13 protein-coding genes and 1 pseudogene are annotated in these 14,875 nt (G+C 35.9%); 6 read left to right on the forward strand and 8 right to left on the reverse strand.

All coding sequences use genetic code 11. The features are described from left to right. Positions 1-31 precede the first annotated feature (31 nt). From V6S17_RS11760 to V6S17_RS11775, 4 genes are all read right to left on the reverse strand, one after another. The gene (locus V6S17_RS11760) at positions 32-1,441 is read right to left on the reverse strand and encodes a SulP family inorganic anion transporter (RefSeq protein ID WP_051457385.1); all 1,410 of its coding nucleotides are present in this window, start codon (positions 1,439-1,441) and stop codon (positions 32-34) included. Between the two features lie 79 nt (positions 1,442-1,520). After that, positions 1,521-2,084 carry an elongation factor P gene (gene efp, locus V6S17_RS11765; RefSeq protein WP_029091062.1) on the reverse strand — a complete coding sequence of 188 codons (564 nt, stop codon included), beginning with the start codon at positions 2,082-2,084 and terminating at the stop codon, positions 1,521-1,523. Positions 2,085-2,257: 173 nt separating this feature from the next. After that, entirely contained in the window at positions 2,258-3,952 is a 1,695-nt protein-coding gene (locus tag V6S17_RS11770) for a hypothetical protein (RefSeq protein WP_051535952.1), read from the reverse strand. A 247-nt stretch (positions 3,953-4,199) separates the two neighbouring features. After that, entirely contained in the window at positions 4,200-4,634 is a 435-nt protein-coding gene (locus V6S17_RS11775) for a GNAT family N-acetyltransferase (RefSeq protein WP_029091061.1), read from the reverse strand. 290 nt (positions 4,635-4,924) lie between these two features. Here V6S17_RS11775 and V6S17_RS11780 point away from each other — a divergent pair, with 290 nt between their 5' ends. The 3 genes and pseudogenes from V6S17_RS11780 to V6S17_RS11790 all read left to right on the forward strand — a co-directional run bounded on the left by V6S17_RS11780 (position 4,925) and on the right by V6S17_RS11790 (position 6,382). Continuing rightward, positions 4,925-5,257, forward strand: coding sequence for a DeoR family transcriptional regulator (locus V6S17_RS11780; protein WP_029091060.1), 333 nt, complete (start codon positions 4,925-4,927; stop codon positions 5,255-5,257). A gap of 12 nt (positions 5,258-5,269) precedes the next feature. Beyond that, a pseudogene (locus V6S17_RS11785) lies at positions 5,270-5,374 on the forward strand (helix-turn-helix domain-containing protein); the annotation flags it as partial. Positions 5,375-5,458: 84 nt separating this feature from the next. Next, a complete protein-coding gene (locus V6S17_RS11790) occupies positions 5,459-6,382 on the forward strand; it encodes a M protein trans-acting positive regulator PRD domain-containing protein (protein ID WP_338515871.1) in 924 nt (307 codons plus the stop codon). A gap of 58 nt (positions 6,383-6,440) precedes the next feature. Here the strand turns inward: V6S17_RS11790 and V6S17_RS11795 are convergent, their stop codons facing one another. The 4 genes from V6S17_RS11795 to V6S17_RS11810 form a co-directional block, all read right to left on the reverse strand. Further along, on the reverse strand, positions 6,441-7,163 hold the full coding sequence (locus tag V6S17_RS11795; protein WP_029091058.1) for a GntR family transcriptional regulator: 723 nt from the start codon (positions 7,161-7,163) through the stop codon (positions 6,441-6,443). Positions 7,164-7,227: 64 nt separating this feature from the next. Then, the gene (celB, locus tag V6S17_RS11800) at positions 7,228-8,499 is read right to left on the reverse strand and encodes a PTS cellobiose transporter subunit IIC (protein ID WP_029091057.1); all 1,272 of its coding nucleotides are present in this window, start codon (positions 8,497-8,499) and stop codon (positions 7,228-7,230) included. A gap of 11 nt (positions 8,500-8,510) precedes the next feature. Then, a complete protein-coding gene (locus tag V6S17_RS11805; protein ID WP_036027017.1) occupies positions 8,511-9,905 on the reverse strand; it encodes a glycoside hydrolase family 1 protein in 1,395 nt (464 codons plus the stop codon). Positions 9,906-9,931: 26 nt separating this feature from the next. Next, the gene (locus tag V6S17_RS11810) at positions 9,932-10,252 is read right to left on the reverse strand and encodes a PTS sugar transporter subunit IIB (RefSeq protein ID WP_029091055.1); all 321 of its coding nucleotides are present in this window, start codon (positions 10,250-10,252) and stop codon (positions 9,932-9,934) included. A 376-nt stretch (positions 10,253-10,628) separates the two neighbouring features. Here V6S17_RS11810 and licT point away from each other — a divergent pair, with 376 nt between their 5' ends. From licT to V6S17_RS11825, 3 genes are all read left to right on the forward strand, one after another. Then, complete coding sequence (gene licT / locus V6S17_RS11815; RefSeq protein WP_029091054.1) at positions 10,629-11,462, forward strand: BglG family transcription antiterminator LicT; 834 nt, start codon at positions 10,629-10,631, stop codon at positions 11,460-11,462. Between the two features lie 93 nt (positions 11,463-11,555). Next, positions 11,556-13,415 (forward strand): beta-glucoside-specific PTS transporter subunit IIABC, encoded by a 1,860-nt coding sequence (locus V6S17_RS11820; RefSeq protein WP_029091053.1) that lies wholly within the window; start codon positions 11,556-11,558, stop codon positions 13,413-13,415. Between the two features lie 13 nt (positions 13,416-13,428). Beyond that, positions 13,429-14,832, forward strand: a complete 1,404-nt coding sequence (locus V6S17_RS11825; RefSeq protein WP_120488015.1) for a 6-phospho-beta-glucosidase — start codon at positions 13,429-13,431, stop codon at positions 14,830-14,832. Positions 14,833-14,875 lie beyond the last annotated feature (43 nt).

The raw sequence follows: 14,875 nt of genomic DNA on the forward strand, positions 1-14,875 counted from the left end.
ATTAGCTTACTCCTATTATACACTCAACAGGTTAATTGCGTCGTTCCTCACTATCTGTAGCAGAGGTCGTCACTTCTAATGACAAATCCGCCTCCTCAAATAGATGTCGAATCGTTATCACAGCATCTCTTCCTGCTTTATCCCAGATAGGTGCCTCTGACAAATCAAGTCGCATCCCATCTTCTAGTGTTATGTTCTCAAAATAAGTGATCATCGTTTGGGCCGAAACAAAAAATAGCGGTCCCGTAACTTTCACAGTTTTATTTTCACGTGAAACATTAATGTTTGCTAATTGAACGATAAAAATCACCATGCTTAACAATACACCTACCAAAATACCAATTGCGAGATTGTGTGTGTAGACAACAAGTATTACTGTAACGACCATTATAGCAGTCTCAGTTGCTGGCAAATGGGGGGGTTCTCGTAAGCTTGACCAACTAAAGGTTTTAACAGCAACCACAATCATAATGCCAATCAAGGCTGCTGTTGGTATTTGAACCATCACATCTTTGAAAAATACAATTAAAATGAATAAGGTCAACCCGGCAGTAAGTGTTGAGAGCCGTTTTCTTCCACCCGATTCCACATTGATGACTGCTTGGCCAATCATTGCACAACCAGCAGGGCCTCCAAAGAAACCTGTGATGATATTTGCTAACCCTTGTGACTTCACTTCGCGTTTATTATCACCCAGCGTTCCCGTCATTTTATTAATCAGCGGTAAGGTCAACAACGATTCCATTAAGCCAACAAAAGCGAGTGCAAGTGCCGTTGGCGTTATAATTACCAATGTTTCAAAAGTGAACGGTACCATTGGAATACCTGGTAAAGCTAAGACACCCGTCATCTCGCCTAAATCACCAACTGTTTGTAATTGTAGTTGCGGCATCAATGCAATACACGTCATCGCTACAATAATAATTAATGCGGGTGGCACGGCACGAGTGACACGTGGTAAAACATACATCAACACAACCGTAATTCCTACCACCGCATAAGTTGTTCCATTTTGATGCTCCAATTGTTGAATTTGCGCTAAAAAAATCAATAATGCCAAGGCATTTACAAATCCCATCATTACAGGTTTTGAAATGAACCGCATTAATTTATGTATCCCTAAATAACCGAATAACAACTGGAAAACCCCTGTTAAAATGGTGGCTGCAATCATATACTCGATACCATGATTTTTAATTAACACGACCATTACTAGTGCCATTGAGCCTGCTGCTGCTGACATCATCGCTGGTCGTCCCCCTGTTAAAGAAGTAACAATCGCTGTAATCACTGAGGCAAATAGTGCTGTCATTGGATTAACCCCTGCAATAATCGCAAAACCAATCACTTCCGGTATTAAAGCAACCGCCGTCACTAATCCACCTAGCAGATCATTTTTTACATTTCCGAGCCACTCGTCTCGTTTGATACTTAGTAACATTTCTTACCTCCTTTATTTTACGTTAATAAAAATGAACAAAAAAAGATGTGGTTGAGTTACCCACATCTTTTCTGAGAGATTATTTAGCCGCACGTTTCAAATACGAACCATCAGCTGTGTTAACTTCTAACACTTCGCCTGCTTCAATGAAATCAGGAACGTTAACTGTTAAGCCAGTTTCCATCTTAGCTGGTTTACCTGAACCTGTTGCTGTCGCACCTTTAATTGAAGGTTGTGTTTCAACAACTTTTAATTCAACTGTTTTTGGTAACGTCACACCAATTACTTCAGTCCCATAAAATTGGATTTTAACTTCCATGTTTTCTAAGATATAAAGCATTTCATCTTCAACGATTGTAGTTGGAATTTCGTATTGGTCATATGTTTCTAAATCCATAAAAATCTCAATGTCATCTTGGTTGTATAAGTATTGAACTGGTTTTGATTCAATGTATGCTTTTGGCACTTTATCATCTGGACGCATTGTTGTTTCAATTGTAGAACCTGAACGGATATCTTTCAGTTTCATACGCATTACTGTGTTACCTTTACCTGGTTTATGATGACTTGCTTCCAATACTTTGATTAATTTACCATCTTGTTCAAATGTCATACCTGCTTTAAGATCGCTCACTGCTATCATTTTATGATTCTCCTTTTTTCTAACTATACTCTTTACTCATTGTAGCAAATTATCGGAAAATATTCTATAGAAAGACCAGCACTAACCGCTGTTTTTTTCTATATAAAGTGGTTTTTTTAAACTTTTTAGATACACCTGTTTTATTTAAAAGCCTCTAAAGTACTAATTAATCACTAATCAAGCTTTTTTTTGCGACGGAAAGAATAGACAATTACCGCTAGCCAAGATGCGATAGTCACACTCAAGGCGATTTTAAAGAGCACTGTCGAATGATAAGCGACACTTAAACGATTTTTACCGCTTTTTTGTTGAACAATCGGGGTGCCCAGTCCTGTTTTACGGATTTCTTTATCCACCAATTTCTCTCCATTTAACGTTAATTCAGTCGCCCTATATTTAACAATAGGCAGCGCCACTTCTTTACTTTCTTTGCCTTGCCACTCCAACCATAATTTACCATCTGCAACAGTTTTTGTTACTTGATGATTTTTATCAATAATAAGCTCTGCGTAATTTTTGTAGGTATTACCCGTTAGTTTATCATTGATTGGTAAATAATCAGGTGTGGATTTTTGCCAATATTGTAAACTTAGCGCTTTATCTTTAGCAAAAAACGACCTTTTTATTTCATCGTTATCTTTCTTACTAATAATTGTATAATATGATTGATTAAATTCTTTTGGGTTTTTATAATGCCACATGTCTACTGTCGCGTTGATAGCCAAAACTGCTTGTATGATACTCAAAATAACGGCAATGCTTACATACCAACGGAGTCGTGTTTTATGGATACGACCCGAATTAAGAATGAGTGCGAACGAGAAAAGCAATAATACCGTACAAGGAACAAAGAAACGAAATGGAAATTGAATCAATTCAATCAAAGGCACATGTGCCTTCATCAATGTTTCCCATGGTATCACACTGGTCGAAAGAATTAAAAAGAAAGCAGCTGTACTAATAACCACTTTATTTAATTTAGAAAAATCACGCCAATAGCGAATCGTAATAATTAATTGTATGAGCAAAATCACCACAAGAATCATTGGATTTATTAACCAATAACTGCTGTGATTATTAATCGTATTGAGTGACATGTTGTTATTCACAAATGGTGCTAAAATATTATTTTCCTTATATAGATTAAGGTAGCTCACCCATATATTGCAGGTGAGTATAAAGAATAAACCGATAGCCATCGCTAATTGTTTCACCATAAGACTTTTTTCTTTTGAAGCCAACCAACCACTAATTACAAAAGGAAGGTATATTAATCCTAAAATCAGACTTGTAAACACATGCGTTTGAAACATTAATGCCATGAATACTGCCAGTTGTATCGGATGAATACGTTGCTTTGTTATCATATCCCTAAGTGGAATTAAACAGAGCGGTAAAATACTGGCCCCCCAACTAGTAAAGCCTTGTCTAATCGTCCAGTATTGTACTGCAAATGTCGTCATATAGATGATGGCTGCTGCCACACTAATCTTTATTTTGACTTTATTGGTACGTAATAATGCATACATTGAAAATCCTGATAGCAGATACAATATAAAATTAGAAAGTACTTGATAATAAAACCACGAACCACTTGCCAACACTAATAAACCTTGTAGATATGCAAACAATGGCCCATAAAAAGCATTTACAATACGCCCCGACTCTTGAAAACCAAACATCGAAATGAAATACTGGAAATTACCTGTTTTTATTTGCATGGCGGTATCATAAAATCGATTAAAATGAAAGATTGCATCTGATCCAATAATCATGCCTCGGCTAATAAGGTGAGGTATTATAAAAATAAATGCGACAATAATAATAATTAGAATTGGTGTTAACTTACTCCACTTGAATTTTTTCACGTTTATTAATTCCTTTCATCATTACTGAGAAGTCTATATATCTAGTACTGAATAGTTTTTATTAACCCGGTCATTATTCCTATTATATAGGATTCCGTTGCATTTTTCACTTATAAAGGGAAAAGGTACTATTTCATTTAAACTTCTACAATAAAAATAACCAGTCACCGATAAAACCGCTCACTGGTTACTAAACTATCTATTATTTACCTATACTCAAAAAAGTAGCGATGTTTTTGCAAACTTACTATTTTGCCATATCAATATGTTTGATGTCGTCTTCTAAGTAATAATCTGATACAGATTTAAAGCCAAAAGACCCATAAAATTTTTCCAAGTAGGCTTGTGCTTGTATTTTAACAAGTCTATTCGGGTATCGTTTATTAATTTCAGCTATAACAGTTGTTAATAATTTTTGTCCTTCACCCGTTCCCCGATATTTCGAAGCTGTGATAACACGTCCAAATGTAATATATTCCTCATTATCAATAATACGCGCGTATGCAACTAAATCTTGCTTTTCATCTACCTTAAATACATGTAAGCATGTTAAGTCCTCTATCGTTGGTTCTTGGAAGACACACTCTTGTTCAACGACAAAAACTTCAGAACGTGTATAGAGAATTGCAAATAGCTCTCTTGCTGTCATTTCCTCTAATTTCTTAACTTGCCATTCACTCATACTTCAATCTCCTCCCAACAAAAAATATTATTCCTATAATTTAACACAAAATTAGTAATATACCGAATTTAGGGTATTGTATAGTCTATCATTATTTTGCTAAATAACTTCTATATTTTATCAATTTTTATAGTTCACTACCACCACTAAGGCTAAGGAAAGTAAAGAAGAACATGTAAGTTAATACTAACCAAGAGATTTTTTTATAAAAAATGCAAATATTTATCAATTAGTCCTTTTTTTGATATAATAATAGATAATACTGACTAATTGAAGTAGGAGGTTCCAACTTGAGAAAAATACTATCTACTCATGATTTACGCGTTTTGCATATTGTTGAGTACCTACATTTACATGAACAACCTTCTGTAAGTGAAATCTGTCGTTTTTTCAATATCACGTCGAAAACATTACGCACTGATATTAATTTTATAAATGAATATTGTATGCCTTTACACATTACAACCCATAATTTTGATGGTATCTTCCTGGATATACCACAAAACTATACCGTTGAATATCTTTATGAAACCATTCTTTCTAATAGTACTGAATTCAAAATAATCGAAACTGTTTTCTTTGATGAAACGCATACCGTTGACTCTTTAGCTGAAAAATTATAACTTAGCACATCAACAGTGCGTCGTCTCATTAAGCGTATTAATAAGGCATTAGTCCCTGAAGCTTTTTCTATCAGCCTTACTCCTCTAAAAATCGTAGGAAACGAGACAAATATTTGTAACTTCATCATCTATTATATCTCTGAAAAATATACGGGTCGAAAAAAACCTTTTTCTAGAATACAATTGAATGTTCTTGATAAAATGTTTATTTCAGCTACAAAGTCTAATGGTCACACAGTAAATTTCCCTCAAATTGAAAAATTACGTATTTGGATAATGGTTATTATTATTCGTCTTCAAAATGGGAATCATACCGATGTGTATACACCCTTTTCAGAGGATGTTGATTTGTCTGCACTAGAAAACCCTCTGTTTAAAAACCTTTTCAAACTAACTTTCAAAGTAGAATTAACCGACGAAGTTATCTTTCGATTGTTTTATCCTTTTATAAATGAAAATTTTGCAGTTAATCAAGAAACACTTACTTCTATGGTCCAAAAAAAGGCTGAAGTAGCGGAAAAAGTTACTGCTCTACGTACATTATTAGATAATATTGCTTTAAAAATGAATATCCCACAACCTAACCAAAATGAGGTATTACTCAACCTCTATAATATTAGTATCTTCCAATATGGGAAACCCTATATACTATACAATCGTTACCAATATTTTGTTGATAGTATTGAAAAAGATTACCCCGAATTCATCGCTGTCTTCAAAGAAGAACTTAGCAAAAGTAATTTAGGTGAATTAGAGACGCATACAATTAATTCATTTGCCTATACTATTTTTACAAATTGGCAAAATCTAATGCTTGAGCTAGAAAAATTAGCACCCAAAATGTCAGTTGGCTTATTTTTCAATACTGACGTGGAACATATGCGCATGTTAAAAGATAAAATCACATATCTTTTTAATAACAATCTCGAATCGACTATAATAATGGACCTTTCACTCAAGTCATTTACGAAACATGCTCAAAAATACGATATTGTACTGACTAATATAACTGGATTACACGTCAATAATGTGCCTGTATTTTGCGTACCTGTTTTCCCGACAACAAAAGATTGGGTAGTTATTCATAACTACTATGAAAAAAACATAAAAACCTCTCCCAAATGAAATAAGAATGTTCAACCATTCTCTTCCGTCTAAGAAAAAGTTTTTATGAAGTAGCACATTATTTATAGGCATCTTTTATAACATCTGATATTGTATAACTCCTAGTATCAAAACGATTCCGTGATTTTGAGTATTCGAATGGGATACCATTTTGTTGATACACAACTTGTTCAACTTCTAATACCGGTGTTGTTTTTTTACAATTGAGATATTCAATATCATATTTGTCTGGAATATCTGCGTGTATTTTACGATAAGCACCACCAATAACCAATCCTAGTTCTTCTTTGATGTATCTGTAAATTGATTTTTCTAATATAGATGGCACTAACTTTTCAACAATACTTGCAACAAAATAAGTTTTTTCTAATACATACGCTTTTTTGTCTACTAAACGTAGACGATGCACAAAGTAAACGGCATCTGTCTCTTTAATCATTAATAATTGTTGGAGTGCTTCATCGGGAAATTCAATTTTAAATTCAATGATTTTACTGGTGATTTCTTTATGTTTCATCTGAACTGTTAGACCTTGGTATTCTATTGCCAAACTATCGTTTTGATTCCATAAGGCATTTTTTAGTACCCGTGTGCCCATACCTCGCTTACGATATACAAGACCTTCCATTGCTAAAATATCAATTGCTTTTTTCACGGTCATACGACTCACTTCGTATTGTTCAGCTAACGTGACTTGATCGGGCAAAAGATTATCGGCCTTATACTCACCGCTTTGTATTTTATGCCTGATATCATCTGCTATCAGTTTATATTTCAGCATCACTTTCACTCCTCTATAACTAAAAAAATGAAGACCAGAGGTCTTCATTTCATTATCGCATAGATTATAACTTTGTTGAAGCATTGACCTTTTCAAATATTTTCAAGAATGGGAACCAGCATAGGACAACAATAACAAGATCGAGTAGTTGTAAAATCCCACCCATCACTGAGTTAGTTGCCATCATCCCACTTAAGAAAATTGGAACTGTCCAAGGTACTGTAACTCCTGTTGGAATCGGGAAGATTCCTAGTGCCATGACCGCATAGTTGAAAGAGGTAACAATGAGTGGTGTGATTACCCACGGAATCATAATCGTCGCGTTCAAAACAATTGGAAGTCCAAAAATAACCGGTTCATTCACATTAAAAACCCCTGGCGCTAGAGCTAAACGACCAATTTCTTTCATCTGTTTATTTTTAAAGAAAAACGCCATCATTAATACAACGGCCAATGTCATACCAGAACCACCTAAACCAACTGTATACGTTTCCATAAATGATTTAGAAATAATATGTGGTAATTCATCACCTAATTTGTAGGCTGCTAAATTTTCTAGTGACAGTGTTTGCCAAATCGGGTCCATTACCGAGTTCACAATCACTTGGCCATGCAAGCCGAAAAACCATAACAACTGAGCAAATAAAAGTGCGACTAATGTTGCAGGTAAACCACTACCTAATCCAACAAGCGGTTTTTGTATAATTGTGTATACAACATCGTGTAAGTTTGTGTTAAAAAAGCCATTGACAGCAGCATTTAAAAGCAAGAATACGGTCAATGTTGTAATCGCAGGAATTAACGCAGCAAAAGAGCGGCTAACTGCCTCAGGTACGCCATTTGGCATCTTAATCGTAATACCTTTTTTAGTGATGCGCACATATATTTCTGCAGCAATGAATGCGGCTATCATTCCGATAAACATCCCTTTTGCACCTAATCGGTCAAGTGAAAGTGCACCTGTAACCGCTGCGCCTTCTGCTGTTTCGAAGAAAAATGGAGTAAGAATTAAGAAAGATGCTAAGGCGACGACACCACCAAATACACCATCTTCACCATAGGATTTAGTAAGATAATACCCAATACCAAATGCTACAAATACTGTCATGATAGACATTGTTGCATTTTGACCATTCCCCAATAATGTATTCAGTTGTAATGAAACATTTTCGGGCCAAAAAGGTAAGTTATTTAATACAACGACAAGTGAACCAAACATTGTTAATGGAAATGCCAACATAAAAGCATCTCTCAGAACAGTTAAATAACGATTTTGGCCTAATTTAGCAGCCAACGGCATCATTTTCTCAGCAAATTTATCAATCCATCCATTCATTTCAATTCCCCCTAATTATCAAACCCATTATTGTCAGCAACAGTTTTAAACCAGTGACCACTTTTCTTAATTGTTCGTTTCCCCTCATTGTCGATATCGACAGACACAAAGCCATAACGGTTCTTATAAGCATTAGTCCATGACCAGTTATCAATTGCTGTCCACATGTGATACCCCTTCACATTACTGCCTTCTTGCAGTGCATCATGAACATAACGGAGATGTCCCGCCACAAAATCAATTCGGTAATCATCTTCTATACTGCCATCTTCTTTTATAAAGCGCGCTTCGTTTTCGACACCCATTCCATTTTCTGAAATAAAACATGGAATATTACCATAATTGTCGCGAAGATTAATTAATAAGTCGTAAACGCCGCGTTCATATATTTCCCAACCGCGGTAAGGATTCATTTTTTTATTTGGCATATCGTACATATCAAAGTAATCATCAGGCATTGGTATTAAAGGATTGTTTGGTGTTTCCTTCGCTTTCACACGGCGAGGATGGTAATAATTAACACCTAATAAATCCACCGTATTCTCCTTAATAATGTCTAAATCATTTGCTTCATATTCGGGGAGCATACCTAACTCTTTTACAATATCAATGAGTTCTTGTGGAAAGGTACCCTTAATAGCCGGATCTAAAAACGAACGATTGAAGAACGCATCACAAATAATTGACGCCTTTACATCCTCTGGATTATTAACATCACGAGGATAGCTAGGTGTGAGGTTTAAAATAATACCAATTTCTCCATCAAGATTTAATTGACGATAAGCCGAAATTGCCATCGCACTTGCTAAATTCTCATGGTACCCAACTTGTATCGCTTTGCGTAAATCAACGATTGCTGGGTAATGAAATTGGTAAAGATAACCGCCTTCGACGGGTACAATCGGTTCATTATTGGTGAACCATTTTTTGACACGATCGCCAAATAATTCAAAACAGATTTTAGCATAACGCACATACGCCTCAACTGTTGCACGACTTTCCCAACCGCCTTTTTCCATCAATGACATTGGCATATCAAAATGATATAAATTGATAAAAGGCTCAATATCATTCGCTATCAGTTCGTCAATGTATTCGTTGTAAAAACGAACCGCATCCTGATTAACTTCTCCGTCACCCGTTGGAATTAAACGACTCCACTGAATAGATGTTCGAAAGGAATTATGTCCTGTTTCTTTTAACAATTGAACATCTTCTTTGAAACGCAAATAGGTATACGATGTTTTTTCAGGTCCAACTTGATCAAAAAACAGTTCTGGCTTTTGTTTATACCAATAATCCCATGTACTGTCACCTTTATTATCACCAGGGAATACCCCTTCAGTTTGTGGGCCACTTACCGCTGAACCCCACCAAAAATCTTTTGGAAAATTATATTTCATCATTAAATGCTCCTTTTATAACAAACTTTTTAGTTGTTTAATTTTTCTAAAGCAGCCGCTAAAACATTGCCGCCATGCATCAAACCGTAGTCACTCATGTTGATGACATCTAACTTCACATCTCGTTCACCAATTTGTTGCGCTACTTGTTTTTCAGCATAACGTACTTGTGGGCCTAATAAAATAATGTCGATGACCTCTTTTTCTAATTGTTGTGGCACTTCTGAAACAGAAACTGCGTATATTTTTGCATCTAGACCTTGTTCTTTGGCAGCTGCTTGCATTTTTGTAACCAATAAACTCGTACTCATCCCTGCTGAACAAGCTAACATAATTGTTTTTTCTGGCATTTTAACTTCCTCCTTTTATCAAAAGACTATACTTATGTTTATAATATACTGTACTTTTTGATAATTGTCACGCTTTTTTTGAAAGCGCTTTAAATTTAAAAAGAAATCGCCTTCAATTAATTGAGTATTTCCACATAATTCGGCTATATTTTTGTTGTATCATGAAATATAAATCTTTACAGTATTGACAGCCCTTACATTTTTTGCTAATCTGAAACCAATACCATAGATGTTATTACTTCGGGTAAGCATGCTATTTGTTAATTACTACCTATTTTAATTAGTTAATTTTGGATGTTATCACATTATTGTGAGCATGACCTATTTGCATTTCATAAGAAATGATAAATAGGATTTTTTTTTGGCAGGTGATTTTATGATAATAAAGCGTGTACTTAATAATAATACAGTTATTTCGACCAACAAGAGTGGGTTTGATATCCTTGTCATGGGACGAGGCATTGCCTTTGGTAAGAAAAAAAATCATGAAATCGATATGGAATTAGTTGAAAAAACGTTTTTATTAAGAGATAAATCGATGCAAAATAAATTCACAGAGCTATTGCTTGATGTGCCGATGGAGCATATATTAGTCGCTGAGACCGTTATAAACTTCGGGAAAATCAAGCTCGGAAAAGCCCTCAATGAAATTATTTACGTCAACCTAACCGATCATATACACTCTGCTGTCGAACGTTATAACACAGGAATAATTTTAAAAAACCCTTTGCGTTGGGATATCAAACGCTTCTATCCTGATGAATATGCGATTGGAGAAAAAGCGATTGAAATTGTCCAAAAAAATTTAGGTGTTCAGTTTGAGATAGATGAAGCCGCTTTTATTGCCATTCATTTTGTGAATGCTGAAGAGGGGAAATCCTTCGATTATGCCTATGAAATTGCTGAAATTACAAAAAACATTGAAAATATTATTAAAGAAAAATACCGTACGGAGTTTGATGAAACATCACTTGATTATTACCGTTTCATAACGCATGTGAAATTTTTTGCACAACGTATTTTAACGAGTGACCATTATGATGATGAAGACTCTGAATTACTCATGATTTTAAAAGAAAAATATCGCAATGAATATGAATGTGCCATTCTTATTCATGATTATGTTGAAAAAACATTTGATTACCCTCTTAGTTCAACAGAATTATTATATTTAACCGCACACATTCGACGTATCACTAAAAATTTATAATTAGGGTGCTTGCTGTCACTAAAGACGGCGCATGACCTAAAGCCTTGTTTTTTTGGGGGCTTTAGGTCTTTTTTTATTAGAGGAGGAAAAAAGATGAAATATACAAATACTGCAAAAGAAATACTCAAAACGGTCGGTGGCGAAGATAATATTGAATCATTAGTACACTGTATGACTCGCTTACGCTTTGTATTAAAAGATGAATCACAAGCAGATGATGCTTATATGAAAAATATCCCAGGCGTGATGGGTGTAATGAAAAAAGGTGGCCAATATCAAGTCATCATGGGGAATGATGTCGCTTCTTATTTTAAAGAGTTACAAAAAATAAGCACGTTCAGTACCAATGCCAACACAACCAGTTCAAAAAAGAAAAATCCATTTGAAGCTTTTGTCGATATCATTTCTAGTTGTATGTCGCCTCTGATTCCAGCATTACTAGGTGGTGGGATGATTAAAGTTTTACTCATTCTGTTGCCACTAATGGGACTGTTAGATGCAAAGGGACAAACGTATACTATTTTGGCATTTTTTGGTGATGCGCCCTTCTATTTCTTACCGATTATGTTAGCTTATACTGCTGCTATCAAATTTAATGTCACACCAATGCTCGCTGTCAGCGTTGCTGGCATCATGCTTCATCCAAATTTTGCGGCTATGGTAACTGCAGGAGATCCAGTCTTTCTATTTGGAATACCTGTGACACTTGCTTCCTATTCTTCATCCGTTATCCCGATTTTAATAATGGTCTGGTTAATGCAATACATCGAATCTTTTTTCGAAAAAATAATCCCGACTGCTATTAAAAGTTTTATGAAACCTTTACTCATTATTTTGATTTCTGGTTTCTTAGCTCTTGTTGTCGTAGGTCCATTAGGTACGTATGCAGGCGAGTTACTTTCAACAATTATTCTTGGCATTCAAGATAAAGCAGGCTGGCTTGCACTTGGATTGATGGCTGCCTTTATGCCTCTTATCATCATGACAGGTATGCATTGGGCATTTGCACCGATCTTTTTAATTGCCTCACCTGCAACACCCGATATTTTAATTTTGCCAGCAATGTTAGCTTCTAATATTGCGCAAGGTGCTGCTACTTTAGCTGTTTCACTTAAAGCGAAAAATAAAAACTTAAAACAAATTTCAGCAGCCGCAAGTATTTCTGCGTTAGTCGCCGGTGTTACCGAACCAGCTCTTTATGGCGTTAACCTTAAGTTGAAAAAACCACTGTATGCGGCAATGATATCAGGCGGGATAGTCGGTATTTATATTGGCATTACTGGATTAAAATCGTTTGCCTTTGCAGTGCCTTCTGTTGTTTCTTTACCACAATTTATCGGGGGCGGTAGTAATATTAACATCTTTAATGCGCTTGTTGTCACTGTCGGTTCGTTCCTCCTCACATTTATCCTTACATGGATTTTTGGTTTTGATGAGGAACCAGAAAACGCGCCGGTCCCAAACTCGGACGCTGAAAATACGGTGCAATCTGGCAGTGGCGATACAAAAAAAATTGCTGCCCCAACTTCTGGTAAAGTCGTACCGTTAGAAAAAGTAGCTGATACGGTTTTTTCTGAAAAAATGATGGGTGATGGTATTGCGATTCTCCCTGATGATAATACTTTCGTAGCACCCTTCAATGGTACAGTTACCACAGTCTTCCCTACAAAACACGCCATTGGTTTAACTAGCGATAGCGGCATTGAACTCTTGATTCATATCGGACTTGAGACCGTTTCATTGGATGGGAAATTTTTCACAACTTTTGTTGAAGCTGGTGACACAATTACTGAAGGTCAAAAACTCGTAGAAGTGGCGTTAGACCAACTTATTGCCGCAGGTTATGACATAACTACACCAGTTATAGTGACAAATACAGACGCTTATATTGATATCATTTCAAAAGATGTGACAACTATTAAAAAATCAGAAACCATTTTATATGTGGTCTAAGGAGGATAAAACAATGCAATTTCCAAAAGATTTTTTATGGGGTGGCGCTATTGCCGCAAACCAAATCGAAGGTGCCTATAATAGTGACGGTAAAGGATTAAGTGTTCAAGACGTTACGCCACGAGGGTGGAGAGAACGACCGACTGAAACACCGACTTCAGATAATATGAAATTAGAGGCGATTGACTTTTATCATCGCTACAAAGAAGATATTCGTTTATTTGCTGAGATGGGCTTCAAAGTATTCCGTCTTTCGATTGCATGGTCACGCATTTTCCCTAATGGTGATGAGCACACTCCAAATGAAGCAGGTCTTGCTTTTTATGATGATTTGTTTGACGAGTGTCATAAATATGGGATTGAACCACTTGTTACGCTCTCACATTACGAAACGCCGCTTCATCTTTCTAAAGAATACGATGGTTGGCGTAATCGTGAGTTAATTGGGTTTTTTGAGCATTATGCTCGGACAGTTTTCTTACGCTATAAAGGAAAAGTGAAATATTGGCTCACTTTTAATGAAATCAATTCAATCGCACACACACCTCTATTAAGTGGTGGGATTTATACACCAAAAGACGAGTTAACTGAACAAGACCTCTATCAGGCGATTCATCATGAATTAGTAGCAAGCGCGCGCGTCGTTAAAGCCTGTCATGACATCTTACCTGATGCTCAAATTGGCTGTATGATTTTGGGAATGCCTGTTTATCCCTTAACACCGCAACCCGAAGATGTGATGAAGGCTTTACAAACAGAAAGAGAAAACTACTATTTTTCTGACATTCAAGTGCGTGGTTACTATCCAAGTTACAGCAAACGATTATTAAAAGAAAAAGGAATCGAACTCGTTGTCACACCTGAAGATATCGGTGATTTAAAGCACACGGTCGACTTCGTTTCATTTAGTTATTACATGAGCACATGTGAATCAAGTAACCCTGAACATAAGGGTGGCGAAGGTAATATTATCGGTGGGGTTCCGAATCCTTACTTAGAAGCTAGTGAATGGGGTTGGCAGATCGATCCTGTCGGCTTACGTTTTTATTTAAATACGCTTTATGATCGTTACCAAAAGCCTGTTTTCATTGTCGAAAATGGCTTAGGCGCAGTAGACGAATTAATTACATTACCTGATGGTACTAAAACAGTTTTAGATGACTACCGAATTGCTTATCTCAATGATCACCTTGTACAAGTAGGTGAAGCCATTAAAGATGGCGTTCCTATCATGGGCTATACAGCCTGGGGGTGTATTGATCTTGTAAGTTTCACCACCGCTGAACTAAAAAAACGTTATGGTTTTATCTATGTCGATCGTCATGATGATGGTAGTGGAACTTTCAAACGCTTTAAGAAAAAAAGTTTTTCTTGGTATAAAGAAGTCATTGCGAGCAATGGTACTTCTTTGAAATAATAGCAAAATCCCCTTGTAAAAGACGTCTTTTACAAGGGGGTTC

Source organism: Brochothrix thermosphacta DSM 20171 = FSL F6-1036 (genome assembly GCF_036884295.1).
Taxonomy (GTDB): domain Bacteria; phylum Bacillota; class Bacilli; order Lactobacillales; family Listeriaceae; genus Brochothrix; species Brochothrix thermosphacta.